The 22034-nt window shown below is 42.7% G+C and carries 2 protein-coding genes and 2 pseudogenes; 2 read left to right on the top strand and 2 right to left on the bottom strand.

The annotated features are described in order from the left end of the window. Positions 1 to 84: 84 nt before the first annotated feature. Together HJP15_RS01610 and HJP15_RS01605 are read right to left on the bottom strand one after the other, a co-directional pair. The gene (locus tag HJP15_RS01610; RefSeq protein WP_170172913.1) at positions 85 to 3879 is read right to left on the bottom strand and encodes an AMP-binding protein; all 3795 of its coding nucleotides are present in this window, start codon (positions 3877 to 3879) and stop codon (positions 85 to 87) included. Further along, positions 3876 to 20237 carry a non-ribosomal peptide synthetase gene (locus HJP15_RS01605; RefSeq protein ID WP_170172912.1) on the bottom strand — a complete coding sequence of 5454 codons (16362 nt, stop codon included), beginning with the start codon at positions 20235 to 20237 and terminating at the stop codon, positions 3876 to 3878. Before HJP15_RS01605 ends, HJP15_RS01610 begins: the two co-directional genes overlap by 4 nt. Positions 20238 to 20637: 400 nt before the next feature. Between HJP15_RS01605 and HJP15_RS21795 the strand changes: the two are divergent. Next, positions 20638 to 20850 (top strand): annotated as a pseudogene (locus HJP15_RS21795) (transposase); the annotation flags it as partial. 253 nt (positions 20851 to 21103) lie between these two features. Continuing rightward, positions 21104 to 21902, top strand: a pseudogene (locus HJP15_RS22140) (PhzF family phenazine biosynthesis protein); the annotation flags it as partial. Between the last annotated feature and the right edge of the window lie 132 nt (positions 21903 to 22034).

The raw sequence follows: 22034 nt of genomic DNA, 5'->3' as shown, positions 1-22034 counted from the left end.
TCAATATATATTTAGGATCTAGAGCAATAAAAAACCGCGTCATCTCACTGCGCGGCTTTCTACATAATGATGGAGCATACTGTTTTAGGTTATCAATAACTGGGCTAACTCTGTGCTGCTGACAATTTGCTCATGGGTCATATCAAGGTTTAGTGAAGTAATAGACGCACCTTGCGTTGCTAATGTCGTGGTAAATTGTGAGCATGCCGATGCAGCGCGCTCACTCGCCCATACCACTTGTACATTTTGCACATTATGAGGTAAATGCGGTACACGGCAGCCTTTAATTCGTAACTCTAATAGCTTGTTACTCGTAGCATAAGTACGTGCTACTTGCTCTCCTCGAATGGCATTAAACGGTTCAGCTAACTGTGCAGCATGAAGGTCCCAACATTTAGCAATACATTGGCTTAAATTATCCCCAGACAATTTCTCCACGCTTTGTTCAGTTAAGAAAGCCGCAACAGATTTTATCCATTGGGTATTTTCCCCATCAACCAAATCTTCTATAAAGCCCCTAACAGACATATTCTCATCAATTCGATTATTCTCATTTTCTAACCAGGTATCTGCAACCACTAACCGCTTAACCTTTACACCCTTATCACTTAAGCATGCACTGACTTTAGCCGCCAACACCCCGCCCATCGACCAACCGAGTATTTCTACAACCTGCTGTTCAAACTGAGATGCAATTGCAGTTGCATAGTGTTCTGCTAATTCGTCAAAGTTATCGACTTTAGTTAAATCTGCAAGCTGTGGTGCTAATCCATAAACGTTTACGTGCTCTGGAAGTTGCGCAGCCAATGCTCTATAAGCTAAGGTCAAACCTAGCCCATCATGAATACAAATCAATTTCCTTGTTCCTGATTGACTATATTTAAGTGGTTCTATGAGTGCATGTGCTTGCTGCTCAATAGCCTTAGCAAGCAAAGCTACACTTGGCGCTTGGAATAACGTAGCAAGTTCAAAATGCAACGCGCTCTCGTATTTATCAGCCCAACGTTTCACCAATTTAATCGCTGCAATTGAATGACCGCCCAGTAAGAAAAATGACTGCTCTCTACTCACTCTTTGCACACCTAAAACACCTGCAAACATCTGAGCTAAATTTTGTTCTAATACACCTTCCGGTGCAATAAATGTCTCACTCATGCCGTGTTGATATTGGGGTAATGACTTTTTATCAATTTTGCCATTACCCATTCTTGGCCATTCATGCACATAATAAAAACAGTTAGGGATCATCACATCAGGTAGGCTCTCACGCAGACGCTGCTGTATTCCAGCAATGTGTTCGGCACTAACTTGTCCTACTTGTGAGTCAGTATCATATAAATATGTAACCAACACATGCTCATTATTAATTACATTACTCAATACGATACAATGTTCAACGTCCAAGGTAGACTCAATAACTTTAGCTATTTCTTGTGGTTCTATGCGCACACCACGAATTTTAACTTGATCATCTTTTCTCCCTAAAATCATTACAGAATTATCTGGCATATAACGCGCTAAGTCACCAGTGGCATAAATACGCTCAGCCCATGATGTACCCGTAATAAACGCCGAGTTTTGTGTGTTCAAATAACCTAAAGCAAGCTGTGAGCCCGCAATATGTAGCTGGCCTACTTCACCCGTTGCGCAAAGTTGATGTTGCTCATTCAATATAAAAATTTCTGTGCCATCAAAGACTTCAGATAACTTCGCAACGCCTCCGCCATTACTAGTATATAAGTGGCTCATGACGCCAACCGTAGTCTCACTCGGTCCATAATGATTATAAACTTCACTGTTAGGCGCCCATTGCTGCAAGCTGCATAAAAATGTTGCAGGGCAGGCTTCTCCGCCCAATATTAGCTTTCTGGGCACATAAGTTAATGCCGCTGTATCGCATAACGCTTGTAAATGTGAGGGGACTATTTTTATACAATCAATCTCATTAACCGTTAAAAAGGCTTCAAATGCGTCACGTTCTTTGCTTTGCAACTCATCAGCAATATGTAAGGATTTCCCTAAATATAAAGCATTGAACAAACACGTATAACCCAAATCAGCCGTCACCGCAGCGGTCAATGCAAAGTGAGATTGCTCATCTAACTCCATTGCTTTAGACGAAGCATAACAATACTGAGCAAGCTGTTGTTGGTTGATTTGCACACCCTTTGGTGTACCCGTTGAGCCAGACGTAAATATAACATATGCCAACTCACCTAATGCATCAGGTTGAGTCGTCGCATTTACTCCGAGTTTAGCAATTGTTGAAAAGGCATGACCCTCTTTCCCTTCTAGGTCAATCACCTGCATATCATTAAATTGCCCCAAAATTTGCTCGATGCGCGCTTTAGGCCAACCTGGGTCGAGCGGTACATAACCAACACCTAATTGCATCGCAGCCAACATGGCTACTGCCATATCTGCACTACGAGGCAACAAAAGCGCGACTGGTTGATTTTCACCCTGAGTGTGCGTGTGAAGTCCAACTGCAAATTCTGTAACCTGGGTTTGCAATTGCGCATAAGTGAGACGATGATGACCATCATTAATGGCCAACACATTTGGCTGAGACACCGCAAATTGTGCAATACGTTCATGTAGTAATTCTGGCTGACTTTCATCCGCTTTATTCAGCGCCAAGTGCTGTTGCTTCTCCACCTCGCTCAACAATGAGATGGTACTATTAAGCTCTTCTCCACCGGTACGAACCACCTCTTTCAATACCTGTTCAAGCTGGGTTAATATGCTTGAAATCGCGGCATCTGAGTAACACTGCTCTGCAAAGTATATCGAAATTGTATGGTCGTCTAAGATTGTGAGTTGTAATTCTGATTGCTGCTCACTTGAGTACTCTAATGTCCCAGTATTTAAGCTATTTACCGCACCATTATGCGTGGCAACTAACGCCAATTGCTCAACAGTAATACATTCAGCCCACTGTAGATGGCTTTCTACAACTTCAGCTGTATTCGTCAACCATGATTTAAATATTTGCTCTGCGTCATATTTAACGATGATGGGTAAGCCCTTGTTATAACAACCTAATGCGCCCTCAAATTCCTCACTTTCAGAGCGAGGGTCATAATTAAGCTGCGTTAAGAAAGTATGTTGTGGTGCTAATCTTGCCAATAACCACCACCATGATAACTGTATTACTTGAGCTGTTGTCAGGTTGAGCGTTTCAGCGAACCCTTGAAGCTGGCTTAATAATTCATCCGTAAACTGATGACTCAATTGTGAATAAGTAACATGTGACGTGTCTATTTCACGCTGTTTATACGGTAAATTAAGTGCATCAGGTAAACTATTGCTCAAATAGTGCTGCCAATAAGCTTGACCGGCTAAACCCTCTTCGTCATTAAACATATCTAATTGCCATGAAACAAAGTCAGGAAATTGCAGTGCCTCTTCCAATTCATCATCACTGGTAATGTACTGGGCAATTAATTGTAAAGAGGTAATGTCTAACGCCAATGCAAACGATCGCACAGCAATATACATTTCACCTGCTGAGGTTACGACACAAACATCTAGATTAACCCCTTGCTCAGGGGCAAGATCTAAGGGGGCGCTCAAGTTCAATTGTGCTAAATTCGGCTCACGCTGGAAAGGCCAAACACATTCTTGAACATTAACGCTCGCACCAATAAAAGGCACTCCCCTTGGAGAGGTAAAACCCGCTATCTTTTTATAACAAGAAGAAACACTGATATGACCCGCCAATAACGAATGCGCACGTTGACGAATAACATCAATAGCTAACACCGTTTCACATTTATATAGTATCTGATTTACCGCAGAGTCTTGCTTATTAAGCAATTGCTGGACTTCCGTTAGCGGAACACCTTCTTGATATTCTTCGACGTAATCTGCAATCATGCGGTTTCTCCACTTTCATATACTTTGGCTGATGCTAAATCAGCTTGGTTCACCATATCGCCCATCGCGACAACAATTTTACGCGGCCCTTCATATGGGTCTCGCGCATGTGCTGCAAGCATATTATCAACCATTACTACATCACCTTTTTGCCAATCGAAACGCACGGCACAATGCTCATAGGCTTCACCGATGATTGCCATTTCTTCGTAACTGATCGCAGAGCCATCACCATAAAATACATTTCTTGGTAATAAGTCTTGCCCAACCATGGCAATTAAGTCACTACGTACATCAGGTGCTAAACATGATTCATGATGCAACTGTACTTGGTTAAAGAAGCTACGAGCCCCCGTTATAGGATGCGCTATCACACCATGTGTCTTAGTTCGCGTCTGCAAACCATCATTGTCTAACCACTTAAACTCGGTATTACTCGCATGCAGTAAACTTTCAACTTCTTGCTTAGAGTCCGTTTTATAAAAATCCTGCCAGCTTACATCTAAATTCTTTATAAAATTACGCACATATAGCAAGCCTTTAGTCGAGAACTTCTCAACTATGTCGGCCGGTAAAACCTGTAACATGCGTCGGCAATCAACGATCGGCGTTGCACCGCCAACGACTGATGGTAATTCACAGAAGAACCACTGTTTGCGTGGCCACTTGCTTAAATGCGCACTTTCATTGTGATAAAGGATCATTTGCTTTTCTGGGTATGGGGTCGATTTATACGTTTTCTTACCCCCTTCTTTTTTGGGTAAATCACCATATTGGCCATACAACCCAGGCTGAATAGCATCAGCAAACTTCTCAAAGTCTTGCGGTGTTGCAAGTGCAAAGTTTCTAAAAATAATGCCTGCTGATTGATTTAGATGCTGATCGATGACATCTCGGTTTTGTTCAGCCCAAGCAATCGGGTCTAAGTCCGCAGTGCTCGGTTCAATGATCACTGGAAATGATTCTGTGTCTGGTAAAAATCGCGTTTTAATTGTCGGCGCTTTTTTTACTGAGCGTTTTTTTAAGCCTTTTTTTAAGCCTGAGAATTTTTTGCCTTGAGTTGCTTTTTGCATGGTTTTAATGTCCTGAGTCATTGGAGAAAGCAAGTCGCGAATGGTTTTTTCGCTCTCTGTAATGAGTTGCATCACGCACTGCTGCCAGCGCCCCAATAATTGCTGCATAATATTTGCGTTGTAGAGTTGTTTTCTAAACACCCAACTACATTGCAACTCATTTTCATCCATGACGAAAAGTGCACTATCAAATTTACTGTTTATTGCGCCTTTACTTTCTAATGGCTCAAGAGATAGGCCTGCCACAGGCCAGGTTTCTTGAGGCGTATTTTGCATCACAAATAACTGCTGAACTAGTGGTTGAACCCCTTGAATTCTATCGACTTGTGATAATTCAATAAGTGCTTCTAAACCAAGCGCTTGATGCTCAACCATATCTAATGAATGCGCTTGTGTAGCCGCTAAGTAATCAATCAAGATTTGATTTGGATCAACAATACTGCGCTGTGGCAAGACTCGAATAAAGAAACCAATGAGCAATTCTAAATCGGGATGGTCACGGCCCGCCAAATCAGATCCGATGATCACATCATCTTTTGCCGTCACTGCATGCAGAAATAACTGATAAGCCGATAATAAAACAGTATGCAAAGAGATATTGCGACTCTTTGCAAATGCTTTTATTTGCGCCGTTTGCGTTTCATCAAAACTCAGTTCAACACTCGCGCCGTCAGAACTAATTTGTTCAGGACGTGGAAAATGAGGCGGTAATGCGCTATTTGCTGGGGCAGATGCCAATGATTGACGCCAAAACTGCCGTGTATCTTCGCCTTGCAGACCGCTCAGCTGTGCTTGCTGCCATGCCGCATAGTCCACATATTGAATCGGTAATGCGCTCCAACCAGGCACAGCCCCCTCTAGCAACCCTTGGTATGCTAGCCCCAAATCTTGCACTAGGACACCAATAGACCAACCATCAGCAATAATATGATGTAGATTCACATATAAGTGATGAACATCTGCTAACTTCACTAAACAGGCTTTGATTAAGGGTGCTTTTGTTAAATCAAAAATAGCATGCTCTAACTCAGTTTGTAATTCTTTAGCTCGCTGCTGAGCAAGCTCTGATTCCAATTGACTTAAATCATGAAGTGGTAAATCAAACATCACTTTTGGCAATATCTCTACGCTCGCATCCCCTAAGTTATCAATAAATTGCATTCTCAAGGTTTCATGTCGTGCGATGGTCGCATCAAAAGCGCTTTGCAATGTCTCTACGCAGACATCACCCACTAAGCTGACACCGCCAGAAATATTGTAAGCTTGCTTATCCTGCGGGCTATCTGTCAATTGATCATTTAACCATAGGCTTAACTGTGCTGGAGATAACTCATGCAGTTCCGTCCTCTCAACGGGGACTAAATTCGGTTTTGTCGTTGCCTCTAGCGCCGTCACTTTAATCGCTAATTGCGCCAGTACCGGCGCTTCAAACATCAATTTAACCGGACAGTTAACAGACAGAGCTTGCTCTACTCGACTCACAACTCGTAGGGCAGAAATGGAATCTCCTCCTAGTAAAAAGAAGTTATCCAACCGTCCAATATCCGAGCTACTGAGAACCTCTGCCCAAATCATAGCTAACTGATTCTCCACCTCACCAACAGGTGCTTCATAGTCTCGGTCTGAAGCAAAAGTGACATCCGGTAATGCCTTTCTGTCTATCTTCCCATTCACCGTCGTTGGCCAACATGTTAGTACCATGATCGCGTGAGGTACCATGTATTGTGGTAACTGCTCAGCTATCGCTTGGCGCAATTGTGCTTCATTCACCAGCTCACCCACAACATACGCGACTAGCCGTGCATGTTCCGCGCTGTTATCAACCATCACCAGTGAAGAATCAATGCCTGCTTGTGCATTCAATACAGCTTCGACTTCCCCGAGCTCAACCCTAAACCCTCGAATTTTAACTTGGTGATCGATACGCCCTACGTACTCTAATTCACCCAATTCATTCCAACGTGCTAAATCTCCTGTGCGATATAACCGCTCTCCGGTGTCAACAAATGGGTTAGCAATAAATCGCTCAGCCGTAAAATCAGCACGCCCCACATACCCTCGGGCGAGTGCTGGACCACCAATATAAAGCTCTCCAGTCATACCTGTGGTAAGTAAATTCAACTGAGCATCTAAAATATAAAGACCTCGCTGGCCAACTGCGCGCCCGATTGGCACGTATGCCGAACTCACGTGTGTGCCCGCATCACCACGCCATAAAGTCGGGGTGATCACAGCCTCTGTTGGACCATACGCATTCACTAAGCTCGCATTCGGCAGTTGTTGCTGCGCAGACTCAAAGTCATGCTTTGACCATGCTTCACCACCCACTATACATAATCTTACATTCGGTAATGGCGCTAACTGCTTTAAGTACACACTCGGTAAATCAACCGCTGTAATATTTTGCGCCTGACATAATGCATTAAAGTCATTGGGCGTTGTTTGTTTTGCATCCACAATCACCACTTTACTGCCTGCCATAAGTGGCACTAATAATTGCTCAAGCCCAGCATCAAAGCTTAATGATGCAAATAACACGCAGCTATCTTGTGGGGTTAATTGATAGTTATGTTGCATTGCTTGGCAATGATGCGTCAGCGCTTCATGTGATACCGCAACGCCTTTAGGAACCCCTGTAGAGCCTGATGTATAAATGACATACGCGGTTTGTTGAGGATGAATAACTAGCGGCGTACCTGATCCCCCTAATTGCTGGTAATCACACGCAGTGATATCAATCATGGGGACGGTGCTCGTATGCGCGAAATGCCCATCACTGATTAATAAAGCCAGCTCACTTTGTGCGTTAATTTGCGTAAAGCGTTCTGCTGGTAAATCAGGTTCCATCGGGATAACACAAGCTCCAGCTTGCCAAGCACCCAATAACGCAATCACCATATCGAGAGAGCGGCTGCACGCGATACCAACAGGGGTCTCATGGTTTATGCCCATAGACCTTAAGTATTGTGCAAACTGAGCTACACGATGTGCCAGAGCTGCATAATTCAGAGTATCCTCGTTACATACAAGTGCAACCTTATCTCTATTCTGTGCTGCCTGCTCTGTAATTATCTGATGTGTAAGTGTTGCGCTCCAATCGCGCACTTGTTCTTGACCAAGTGCCAATATATTTGCCGTAGTGTTAGCTGACAAGACCGCAATATTTGCCACACTCTCATGCGAATTCTCAGCAAAGCTTGTCAAAATTGTACGATACCCATCAACCAACATTTTCATGCGCTGTGCGCTGAATAGCTCTACAGCATATTCAAAACCAATATTAACTGGCTTATTCGGTGCCTCTAATACATTCAGTACCAAGGCAAATTGAGCACTGGTATTAGGCAACTGGGTCTCAACAATATCTAAGCCTGGTAGCGTCGCCAAATTATCATCTTCTTGACGCTGGTGGTTCATCATCACTTGGAATAAAGCGTTATCGCCCATACTTCGATCTAATTCAAAGCTATTAACGAGTTTCTCAAACGGTAAGTCTTGATTTGCCTGTGCACCTTGCAACGCAGTGACAATCAATGCCATTACATCATCCAAGGTCTCTGCTCCCGTCATGTGCGTTTTAATTATTTGGGTATTAACAAAAAAGCCGACCATGTCTTGCGTATCAGCATGCTGACGATTCGCGATCGGCATGCCCACTCGCACCTCGGGTTGCCCACTTACTCGTTGTAATAACACATGCCAAGCAGCCATTAATACGCTGAATAATGTTGTCTCATGACGTTTAGCAACTAAAACTAACAGCTCTTGTAATGAGGATTCAATATCAAAGCTCAATTCTGCGCTATGATATTCTTGCTCAGTACTGTCTAAGTCCGTTGGTAACGCAAGTACCGGATGCTCATCCCCCAATACGCTATGCCAGTAAGTGAGCTGACGCTGCTCTGCGCCATCTTCTAACCAAGATTTTTGCCACTTAGCATAATCACTATAGCGTGCAGTCAGATCATCAATAATTAATGTTTGCTGCTGTTTCGCTGCTTTATACCCAAGCACAAAATCGTTAATGATTAAATTCATCGACCAACCGTCAGATATAATATGATGCATCACAACGATGAGTTCATGTTGCTCATCATCGTGTGCAATAACAGCAATTCGATATAAGAGCTCATTGGCAAGATCAAATGGCTTTGACACTAAACCTTTGCGTAGTATGTGTTTTTCATTCGCTGATGCAGAAGCTGTAAGTGTTGAAATATGGCAAGCCGTGTGTGCTTGCACAAACTGTGTCACGTTCCCCGTGCTATCATCGTGAAAACGCGTTCTTAAGGCACTGTGCTTAGCGACAACGTGATCCAAGGCACTTTGTAACGCATGCATATCCAGCTGTCCGCGCAACATCAAACCACCGCTAATGTGATATGCGTCACTATCCGGAGCTAATTTCCATAAAAACCACTGCCTTTGTTGAGCATACGATAACCCACTGTATGTAGGTTCTAACCTTGCAAGTGGCTGTAGTTTTTCAGGTGTTTGCGTATTGGCCAACAGCGCCAATGCCTGTAAATTATGTGCTTTAAATACATCGGCAATATCTAAGTACACCTCAGCTTTCTTAGCCATTGCAATAAAACGTAAACTTGTGATCGAATCACCACCTAATGCAAAAAAATTATCCAATCGACTAATTGATTCCTGCGAGAATAGCTCGGACCAAATGACTGCTAATACCCGCTCGACTTTACCTTCTGGTTCAACAAATTCACTTTGTACAACATAATTGGCTTCTGGTAATGCCTTACGATCTATCTTCCCGTTAACCGTGGTTGGCCAGCGCGTTAGCACCATGATCGTTTGAGGTACCATGTATTGTGGTAATTGTTCTGCTATCGCTTGACGTAATTGTGCTTCATCAACCTGCGCACCCACAACATACGCGACTAACCGTGCGTGTTCCCCGCTGTTATCTACCATCACCAATGATGAGTCAATTCCTGCTTGTGCATTTAATGCCGCTTCGACTTCACCTAGCTCAACCCTAAACCCTCGAATTTTAACTTGGTGATCGATACGCCCTACGTACTCTAATTCACCCAACTCATTCCAACGTGCTAAATCTCCAGTGCGATATATCCGCTCTCCTGTATCGGCAAATGGGTTGGCAATAAACCGCTCTGCCGTAAAGTCAGCACGTCCTACATACCCTCGAGCCAGCGCTGAACCACCAATATAGAGCTCTCCTGTCATACCTGCTGTGAGTAAATTCAGCTGTGCATCTAAAATATAAAGGCACCGCTGACCCACAGCTCTCCCGATAGGTACGTACGCTGAATTCACTTGCGTGCGTGCATCGCCACGCCACAAGGTGGGGGTGATCACAGCCTCTGTAGGGCCATACGCATTCACTAAGGTCGCATTTGGTAGTTGCTGCTGTGCATGCTCAAAATCATGCTTTGACCACGCTTCTCCCCCCACTATGCCTAACCGCACATTGGGTAATGGCGCTAACTGCTTTAAGTACACACTCGGTAAATCAACCGTGGTAATATTTTGATTATGGCATAATGCATTAAAGTCATTGGGGGTTGTCTGTTTTGCATCCACAATAACCACTTTGCTGCCTGACATAAGTGGCACCAATAATTGCTCAAGCCCCGCATCAAAGCTTAAGGATGCGAATAACACACAGCTATCTTGTGAGGTTAATTGATAGCTGTGTTGCATTGCCTGGCAATGCTGCGTAAGCGCTTCATGTGACACCGCAACCCCTTTGGGTACCCCTGTAGAGCCTGATGTGTAAATAACATAAGCGGTTTGCTGAGGGTGAATAACTAACGGCGTATCTGACCCCGCTAATTGCTGGTAATCACACGTACTAATATCAATGACTGGAACTGTGCTCGTATGCGCAAAATGCCCATCACTGATTAATAAAGCCAGCTCACTTTGTGCGTTAATTTGCGTAAAACGTTCCGCAGGTAAATCAGGCTCCATCGGGATAACACATGCCCCGATTTGCCAAGCGCCCAATAGCGCAATCACCATGTCGTGAGAACGAATGCACGCGATGCCAATAGGGGTCTCATGGCCTACTCCTTGAGCCCTTAAATAATGCGCGAACTGTGCTACACGATGTGTGAGCATTGCATAACTCAGAGTGACCTCATTACATACAAGTGCTGATTTTTCTCCACCTTGTAACGCTTTTTCCACAATGATTTGATGCGCGAGTGTCGGTTCCCAGTCGCACACTTGTGCTTTACCGAGTGCTAATATGTCTGCTGTGGTATTCGCTGGCAACACTGCAATATTGGTCACACTCTCATGGGTATTATTGATAAGCTCTGCCAGTATCTGTTGATAACCGGTGGCGAATGATGCGATGCGTTGTGTACTGAATTGCTCTTTCGCATATTCGAGGTCACAACTAATATGCCCATCTTGATCTTCCAAAATATTTAATATTAGCGAGAATTGTGCATTCCCCGCAGGCAATTCACCTTCTGATACATTTAATCCAGATAAACTGACAACCTCTGAAGATTGAATCTTTTGATGATTAATCATTACTTGAAATAGTGGGTGCTCACTTTCTCTGCTGACATCCAAATTATCTAGTAGCTTTTCAAACGGAATGTCTTGATTTAACTGTGCTCCATGCAATGCATCCGTTACTGCACTAACCACATCTTGTAATGATTCAGCACCGCTAAACTGGGTTTTAATCACTTGCGTATTAACAAACAAACCAACCATGTTCTGAATACCCGCAATATGACGGTTCGCAATCGGCATACCAGTACGAATATCTGATTGACCTGTCACTCGGTATAGGAAGACTTGCCATGCAGCAAGTAACATCCCAAATGTCGTTACGCCTAAGGTATCGGCTTGCTGTGATAACTTTTGTAATTGCTGTTCACAAAGCACTATTTCCTGCTTTGCACTGGTCAGATTTTGCTGTGATGTCGTTAAATCTTTCGGTAATACGAGTTCAGGGTGTTCGCTACCTAAAATCTCTTGCCAATACTGCAATTGCTCACTTTGTACATTGTCCACATGCTGCTGTTGCCAAAGCGCAAAATCGCTATAGTCAAGATCTACACTGATACTCGGCAACTCGCGCCCTACAATACATGCTTCATAGATAGTCATAAAATCTTGCACAATCATAGAAATAGACCAACCATCAGCAACGATATGGTGCATTACCACAACCAATTCATAAACATTAAGCGCAGTGCGAACTAGCCCAACTCTAAAAGCGCCTGACTGAGTTAAATTAAATGGCGTATTTTTCCATGACGACTTTAGCGATTCTAAAGTCTGGGTATTTTCACGACTCGTTAAATCGACAAGCTCTACCTGTAAATTGGAGTCTGGTAATAAAGATTGTCTCGGTGTACCATCTTCGGCTTCACTGAATATGCTACGTAATACGCTATGCTTTTTATAGATATACTGTAACGCTATATGGCATGCAGATTCATCCAGTGAGCCCGATAGAACTAATGAACCTGAAATATGATATGCACTACTTTGTGAGTCCAATTTCCACAAAAACCACTGTCGTTGCTGCGCATAAGATAAGCCACTATAACGCTCGATATTACGTATAATCGTTAAGTTATTCTGCGCGTCCTCACGCATCAGCTCAGCCATAATGTGTAACACAGGCTCAGCAAATATGTCTTTTATTGATAATTGATACCCAGCTTCTTGCGCAGAGCCAATCAAACGCAAGCTGCTAATTGAATCCCCCCCTGAAGTAAAAAAATTATCGGTAGTACTGACTTCATTACACCCTAGTATTTGTTGCCATAACCCAGCAAGAACCTGCTCTTTTTTCGTTCTTGGTGCGATAAACTGCAGCGCATTTTCTAATACCGGGAGTGATAATTGCGCACGATCGATTTTACCATTTTGATTTGTCGGCATACTAGACATGATAATAATGTGACTTGGCAGCATATACTCAGGCAAGGCTTGAGACAGTGCATCCATTAACTTCACATCAGATAAATTAGCACCTGCAACATATGCAATTAGCCGTGATGAATGACCAGAGTTATCAGCGATCACCAGTGCGTTCACTACCCCATCTTGCGCCATCAATAACGCTTCTATTTCACCAAGCTCAATACGAAAGCCTCGGATCTTAACTTGATGATCAATTCGACTGACATATTCTAATTCAGCAGCACGATTCCAACGTACTAAATCCCCCGTACGGTAAAGTCGCTCGCCATGATCACTAAAAGGGTTAGCTATAAAGCGTTCAGCGGTTTGACCTGCCCGATTGACATAACCTTGCGCAAGGAGTTCACCACCAATATAGAGCTCACCGACTTGCCCTGACTCTAGTAAGTTTAAATGTTGGTCTAATATAAAGACACTTCTGCCAGGTAGTGCTTGACCAATTGCGACATAATTAGCTGTTGGCGCTTCATGTAAGGCACTGTGCCATACAGTTGGCGTGATCACCGCTTCTGTTGGGCCATATGCATTCACAAACTGAACATGTTGATTTTTTTCACTAAGCGATAAGTAATCACTGGCAAGCCATGCTTCTCCACCTACAATACATAATCGCGTTGTTAACGGTAGCTGTGGCATTTGCTGCATATATGCAGGTGGGCAATCAAGTACCGTGGCCTTGCAAGCTTCCATTTTCTCATATAATGCAGTGGGCGTTGTTTGCTTTGCATCAAGCAGAATTTGTGATGCCCCGCTTAATAAAGGTAACCAAAGCTGCTCTTGTGCCGCATCAAATCCCACTGATGCAAACATCACCGATATATCTGTTTCGCTATAGCCATATATCATTTTTGCGGCGAATAAATGATGTGCTAAAGCTTTATAGCTTACCATGACCCCTTTCGGCTCGCCGGTCGAGCCTGACGTATAAACAATATAGGCTACAAGTGCATCTGAATACATGACGGTCTCTGTACACTTCGTAATATCAGTATAATTATGTGCTTGATATTGCCATTGTTCACATTCCGTAAATACTTCTGCGTATTCACAAATCAATAAACGTACCTGTGCATCTGACAGGATATATAGCTGTCTTTGCACCGGTAAGCTTGGATCTATGGGTACTAACGTTGCGCCAATATTAAACACAGCCAATTGGGCAATAACCCAATCAACTGACTTATTCATCTTGAGTGCAACACGGTCACCGGTGGTGATCCCCTTCCCACTAAGCAATGTGCCAAGCTGGATTGCTTTATGGTAAAGCGTGCCATATTCCACCTTTTGCTCATTATAGATGACTGCCGTTTTTGCTGCGTGATGCTCAGCTTGCTCGTACAGTGCATGCCACAATGTCACAGACTCCAACGCAACAATCTGTTCTGTTCCTCGGTCGAGTAACGTGGCTGCCATTTGTTCATCGACAAGATTAATTTCATTGATCGAGACTAATTCTGTGATTGAGTTTAATGCCCTCTCTAATAAAGAAAGTATCTTTTCAGCCAATTCAGTATTAAGTAGATGACCTTGATAAGACAATTCAAATTGAACTGCCTCCGCCAAAATCACACTTAACGTCACAGGATAAGTGGTTTCTTCTTTTGCCGCCAAGAAACTAAACTCACTACCTCCATTGCCTAGTGCATCTAGCGCCTCAGACATTGGGTAGTTTTCAAACACTAAAATGCTATCGAATAAACCCCATTGCTCTTGCTCTATGTGTGAAGCACCACGATTTTGTAACGTCGTGAGCGAGATAAATTCGTGTTCTCTGCTTGCAAGGTTTTGTTGTTGGAGATCACCTAACCACTTAACAGTTTGCATATCTGACAAAGTCACGACAATCGGCATCGTATTAATAAACATACCTTGTATGGTGTCAATACCTGTTAATGTGGTTGGCCTTCCAGAAGTTGTTGCGCCAAAGCATACATGATTTTGCTGACAAAGATGGCCTAATACTAACGCCCAAGCACCTTGCACCAACGTATTCAACGTCAACCCATGGTCTCTAGCAAAAGATCGCCACTTTTGTACTTCTAAATCCACCGGGCACCATAGTTGTTGCGTATACCCAGATGTTAGTGACATATCTGACAAGCTTGTCGCCGTGCTATGTATATAGGTTGGGGTGCTAAGTGGCGCTAATTGCTGTTGCCAATACGCTAAACTCTGCGCTTCATCTTGCTGACTCAAATACGCTATATAATCTTGATACTGAGCATTTTGAGGAGTTAGCACATCGCCTTTATATGCCTTGAGCAACTCACCAAACAAGGCTGAACTACTCCAACCATCCGTAATTAAGTGATGACACGTCCAAATGAAAATATATTCATCATCAGCTATCTGAATTAACGTTAAATCCATCAACTGTGCATCATTAAACTCAAAATTTTTACGTCTCAGTTCGTCTGAATACTCCGCTACTGCAACCAACAATGTTGCCTGTTCGCGATATCGATCACGCCAGTCTAATTGCTGCCATATTGGCGTGTTTGCTCTATAAACGAATTGCAAAGGCTGTGCCGCTGTATTAATAAAACCAGTGCGTAATACATCGTGTTGGCTAATTACGTGAGACCACGCATCTTGAAACGCGGTTACATCTAAACGCTTTACCCGTAAGCACGTTTGGTTGATATATGCTTCACTATCTTGGTGCTGCATACCGTGAAAGAACATACCTTTTTGCATCGGAGAAAGAGGGTAAACTTTACTGACTTCGCTAAGATTTAACCCTAGTCTTTCCAAATCATCTTGCGTTATATCCACCAACGGTAAGTCTTCAACCGTCAAGAACGCCACAGCACTTTGCAAATGAGCCACTATCTGCTCACAACTAAGAAGCAGCTGTTCTGCAATGGCGTTAGCTTCAGTGGTCGATATTCGATTACCATCATAAACAAAATCAAATACTAATTGATCATGTTGTATTTTGGCATTAATCATTAACGCTACATGCAATGATTCACGCGCGTCAATAAATGAACCAACTGGCGCGTCACTGACCACCCAACCAAGTGGATTAGCCATATTATCTAGTTGCCCTAGATAATTAAATTCTATGTCAGGAAGTACTTTGTGGTGCTCGGTTAAAGAAATTCTCTTGCTGTCTACTAACAATCCATATCCAACACCATGCTCAGGTACACGGTGTGCTATGCGCTTGTGAGCTAACAATAGTGACTTAAGGTCATCATCAACTCCTAACTTTACTGGATATCTCGCTGTAAACCACCCCGCAGTTTGGCTAACATCTAGCTGAGTATTATGGGTGGTTCTACCATGCCCTTCTAACCAGATACTGGCTGCCTGTTCTCCACTAAACGGCCGTAAACTAACGCTTAAAGCCGACAATAATATGTCATTAATTTTTACATTGTACGGTTTACCCACATCTTGAATCAGTGCTTTTGTCATTGGCGCTGCAAGCTTAACTTGCAAAGACTCACTATCGCCAAATGTAGCCGGTAGTTTATCCGAAGAAAACACGGTGGTGTCCGATAATTGTGATAACCAATAAGGAACCTGATTGCCCAGTTCTGACTCATGGAGTGAGCTCATATAACTTCGGGCGCTGTCCGTTTTGAGTCCAATTGCAACAGATTGCCCTACGATAATTTGTTGGTAAGCTTGGGCCAAATCACTTAATAAAACTCGCCAAGAAACACCATCGACAATTAAATGGTGCGCCAGCCATAGTAAGCGATTACCAAGACCCTCGATATTACACAACGACACAGTATGTAAATGTGCTTTCGAAATAGATAAACTGGCCTGCTTTATTTCGCAATGTTCAACCCATTGTGTTTGGTCACATACCAATTGATCGAAGCACTCCTGTGCTTCATCTGCGTTTGATGCATGATATGTTTGTACCCAGTTATTATTTTCCTTACTAAACCTGCTTCTTAGAACATCATGTTTTTCTATCACCGCTTGCAAAGCCATTTTCAACACGACTGCATCGGTACCTGTTGGTAAATCAATCGCAATAGCTTGATTATAATGATCAGGGTTAATGCGCTCTGTATTGAAAAATGCATTTTGCATCGGTAGTAATGGTACGATTCCTTCAACAATTTGCTCAATCGTGGGTTGTACTATCACCTCAACCTGCTGAGCTAATGCTGCAATAGTTTGCACCTCAAATAAAGTTGCTGCACTAAAATGCAAACTGTGTTGCTTTGCTTTTGCGATAATTTGCAAACCAACAATGGAGTCACCTCCCAATGCAAAAAAGTTGTCAAAACGTCCTACTTGAGTAATGTTAAGGGCCGCCTGCCAAATATTTGCAAGGGTACGTTCTACATTTCCTTCTGGCGAGCAATAGTCAACATCACTACTGATCGTAACTTTTGGTAGTGCTTTCCGATCAATTTTACCATTACTGCTCAATGGCAATTCTGGCAATACCATGATCACGCTAGGCACCATATAATCTGGTAAACGTTCTCCAAGAGCGTGTTGCAACTCTTTGCTATCTATATCAGCGCCATTGTGACCTGATACATACGCGACTAGACGTTGGCCTGACGGGCCTTGATCTGCAATCACCACCGCTTCTCGCACGGCTGAAATACCATATAAGCCAGCTTCAATTTCACCAAGTTCAATTCTAAAACCTCGGATTTTGACTTGATGATCAGTGCGCCCCAAATACTCTAATTGGCCGCTGGTATTCCAACACACTAAATCACCCGTGCGATACAAACGGCTGCCATCGCCTGCAAATGGATTAGCAATAAACCGTTCAGCGGTTAAATCAGGTCGGTTCACATATCCTCGAGCTAACCCGATCCCGCCTATATATAATTCACCGGCAACGCGATTTGGGCTTAGATTAAGAGAGTGATCGAGTACATATAACTGAATCCCAGCAATAGGCTCACCAATGGGCACTGGCAAGCTCGTATTGCCATGACATGTAAAATGGCTCACATCGACCGCAGCTTCTGTAGGTCCATATAAATTATATACATTTGCATTAGGTAACTTTTCTAACGCCGTAGCTTGCACTTCACTCGGTAGCGCTTCTCCGCTACACAATATATGTTTGATACTGGTTGCACTTCTTACATCTACATGGCCTATAAAAGCCTGTAGCATTGACGGTACAAAGTGCAACGTTGTAATGTTATTTTCAATGATAATATCAAGTAGCTGCGTACTATCTTTATGAGCATTGGGTGGAGCAACAACTAATTGAGCACCGTACATTAACGGCCAAAAGAATTCCCATACGGATACATCAAAACCAAACGGTGTTTTTTGTAGTACCACATCCGCTGCAGTCAAAGGATACGCAGACTGCTGCCAAGCAATACGGTTATATATTGCTTCATGCGTATTCCCTACCCCTTTTGGTTTTCCCGTCGAGCCCGAAGTATAAATGGCATAAGCCAGTTGCGTTGGCTCAATGGTTCTATCCGTCGCTTTGCTTGCATAGGCACTCAATGGGATATCAGCGAAATAACAAACCGACGCAACCGCTTTAAGACTTGCTAACTTCTGAATAGAATCATCGCATAATAACAAGGCCAGCCCGCTACTTTGGGCAATATACTCAACCCTATCAATGGGTAAATTTGGATCAATGGGTACATACGCCGCACCCGCCTTAATCACGCCAAGCAGGCTTATTACCATTTCCAAACTACGTTCAAAGACGACCCCCACTTTATCTTCCGCTTTGACCCCTTGCGATATTAAATAATGCGCCAACTGATTTGTTTTTGTCTCAAGCTGCGCGTAACTCAATAGCGTGTCAGCAAAACGTACTGCGATCGCATCTGGCGTTTTGGTACTTTGCGCTGAAATAACTTCGTGAATGGGCTGTATAAATGGATGCGACTGTTTACCTTGGCTTAGGCTGTGCAACTGTGAAACTTCCGCGTTAGCCAATAATGGTAAATTAACTAAGGGCGAATCAATATCCCTCAAAACACGCTTTAATAAAACATCCAAGGTTGCTAGGCATTGCGTAGCAAATTCCTCATTATATAGTTCATTGGCATAAATTAAGTTAAGTATTGTCCCTTCTGCTTTATCCTCAATAACATCTAACTGCAGGTCAAACGGGATCCCAAAACGATAAAATTCATAATCGTCTAACGCGACATTTCCTAATTGCTGTAGGCTGCTTTTATCTCTACGTAAGTAATTAAACATCACCTGAAATATTGGATGAACCCCGGTTTGACGTTCTGGGTTAAGGGCTTTTAGTAACAGCTCAAATGGCAAATCTTGATTGCCTAATGCACTGCGCGACGTTTGCGATGCTTGACTCAGTAATTGCGAAAAAGTGTCTGTATTATTAATGCTCAGCGGGATCACTTGAGTATTCACAAAAAAACCGATTAAGTTCAGTGTTTCACTCATATGTCGATTTGCAACTGGTACCCCTACTTTGACTCTGTCCGTATTTGCAAAGCGAGAAAGTAATAATTGCCATGCGGTTAAAATGATCAAGTAAGGGGTCACGTTACGCTCATTTGCTAATAATGTGATCTGCTGCCAAGTATCCTCCCCCATTAACTGAGTCGCTGTGCTCACTTTATAGTGTACTTGCTGACGCGCTTGGTTATTGGCTGGCAACCCTAATGGCTCATCATCACCGTTAAGTAGTTCACGCCATACTGTCAGTTGCGAATCATACAATGCGGTTTTATCTTGCTTATTTAACCATTTAGCAAAACCAAGAAAGCCAACCTGCTTTTGTACTACCTGCACAGCATGACCTGCATCCAGCGATACATAAATAGCAACAAATTCATCGAGTAACTGCTGCATCGATGTCCCATCGGCGATGATATGGTGTAATGTGACAACAAGGCTGCTATCACCATTCAGCGTCACTAAGCCGACTCGTAACAACTGCCCAATCAGTAAATCAAATGGTTTTGATACGACGGCTTTTAATTTTTCATCTCGGCTTGCACGGCACTCTGCCTGGGCTTCATAGAGCCTAAATGAACGGTGTGATACGTCGAGCTGCCATACATCTTGAGCTTCATCTTCAAAGAATTTGATGCGCAAAGCATCGTGCGTTTGGCACAAGTAATCAAATGCTTGCTCTACTAAAGCAGCGTTTAATACACCTTTAAAATGCAGTGTCCCACCAAGATTATAAGCAGTGTCTTTTGGATCTAACTTCCATGCATACCACAATATTTTTTGTGCTGGTGTTAATGGGATCAGCTCACCTTGGGTAACGATTTCGGTTATTTGAGTGGTCTCGCTGGCTTCTGCACCGCTAATAAGTTGTTGTAACTTGCTGCGTTCAGCTTCTGATAAAGAAGAAAGCTGTCTATTTTTTCTAGTACGTCTTTGGCGTGACATTCTGGCTCCACTCAACATAAATTGGTTCAAATTTAATATGAGAGATAGACGAATAGAAACCAAAAAAATCAAGCTATGCAGCGCCTTTATTTCTACCTAAGACACCACGCTCGCAACATAGTAGAGGATACACTGTTCAGCTTGATTCGTTATCTGCTCACAGATACAGCTAATCTGTATACAGTAAATTCCCTACTGGCAATGGCATGTTTTATAGGGAAAAACTCATACTTCATAACGAGTTCTCACGTTATAAGTTTTAGTAGGAAAGCGTATAATTCAAATCAAACAGTTAAAAGTGATAAGCAAAATCGGCTTTAATATTACGACTCGGCTCATATACTCACGCCATCTCAAGATCATAATCCATTAACTGATATGCCACTTTAGTGGTGATGATGCACATGGATTCATCAGCAGTCGCCGTATTGCTAAGGCGTGTGAGACTAATGCTTTGTTCATGAGTGTGTCGGGTGATATTCCACCGCATTACACATCGATAGCGGGCTTCGTGGCAAAAATGCATAAACAGATTGAGCCGTTATTTGCGCAAGTATTAATAATATCCGATGAAGAAGGTTTGATAGGCCGAAACATGTTTGCCATTGATGGGTGGCACTTTATTTTAATACCTTCCAAAACGCCCATTAAAACAACACCCAGTCTTCTTTTTATATTGTACGTAAAATCGAAGTAACCAATTGAATCAAAATTTGAACTCAGTTATGGTTGAACCATCAATAAAAATAAATTAAAAACGAGTTATTCTACAGGCTCGTTATACGGGAAACAGAGTGTTGGTTAATATCGAAGTTGCTTTTGTAAACTCATTTACAATAAATGGAAAAGGCGGAAACCCTGCAGGTGTTGTCTTGAATGCCGACCAACTATCGGATGCTCAAAAACTGAAAATTGCACAAGCTGTAGGATATTCAGAAACGGCTTTTGTTTCCAGTGATGACGAAGCTGATTATGAAGTTTCTTTCTATACTACAACAGGTGAAGTTGACTTTTGCGGCCACGCTACATTAGCAACTTTTGCTATTCTGTACCAAAAGGGTATTCTTGCAGCAGGCTCTTATGTTCAACGCACGAAAGTTGGAATGTTACCAGTGATCATCGAGTCAAATGGTAAATAAAGTAGTGATGGAGCAGCAATTACCGCAAAAATTAGATACCTTTTCATACCAAGAAATTTCAAAAGTTATTGGTATTGAAAGCAGCATACTAGAAAGCACGAAGTTACCTATTGAAGTCATTTCAACGGGGCTACCTGATGTGATTATTCCTGTTCCTAACGGATATTTAGATGTAATAGAACCAAATGATGAACTAATCGCTAACTTTTGCGAAAAGCATAAAGTTGTTGGTTTTCATGTTTTTGAGCTTTGTGACCCTGAAAGTAAACTTACAGCAAGCTGTCGTAATTTTGCTCCATTATTTGGTATCTCAGAAGAGTCAGCCACGGGCAGCTCTAGTGGGGCTTTAGCATGTTATCTTACAGAGTATCTAACTTTGGGATGTGACTATGTTTTTGAGCAAGGTAGATCTATGGGTTGTACTTCTATAATTACAGCATCTGTTGAATCTGATAACTCTACTGTAATCAATGTAAAAGTTGGTGGTTTTGCGAGTACCATTGGTAAGGTTGTTATTCCCGTATAACACATATAAGCCTTAACTCTGTCAATAGGCACTAGTGTTCTTTTTGGCCGTTTTTATACAGTGACGGTCAACTCTAAAGCAATAAACAAATTAGTTTATTTCGTCTGTGGATGTGGCAGTTAAGCAAGTAGC

Origin of the sequence: Pseudoalteromonas sp. NEC-BIFX-2020_002, assembly GCF_013002825.1 — a bacterium.
GTDB classification, from domain to species: Bacteria; Pseudomonadota; Gammaproteobacteria; order Enterobacterales; family Alteromonadaceae; genus Pseudoalteromonas; species Pseudoalteromonas neustonica.
Note: the sequence above shows the minus strand (reverse complement) of the source record. Positions and strands in the feature narration are given on the sequence as shown.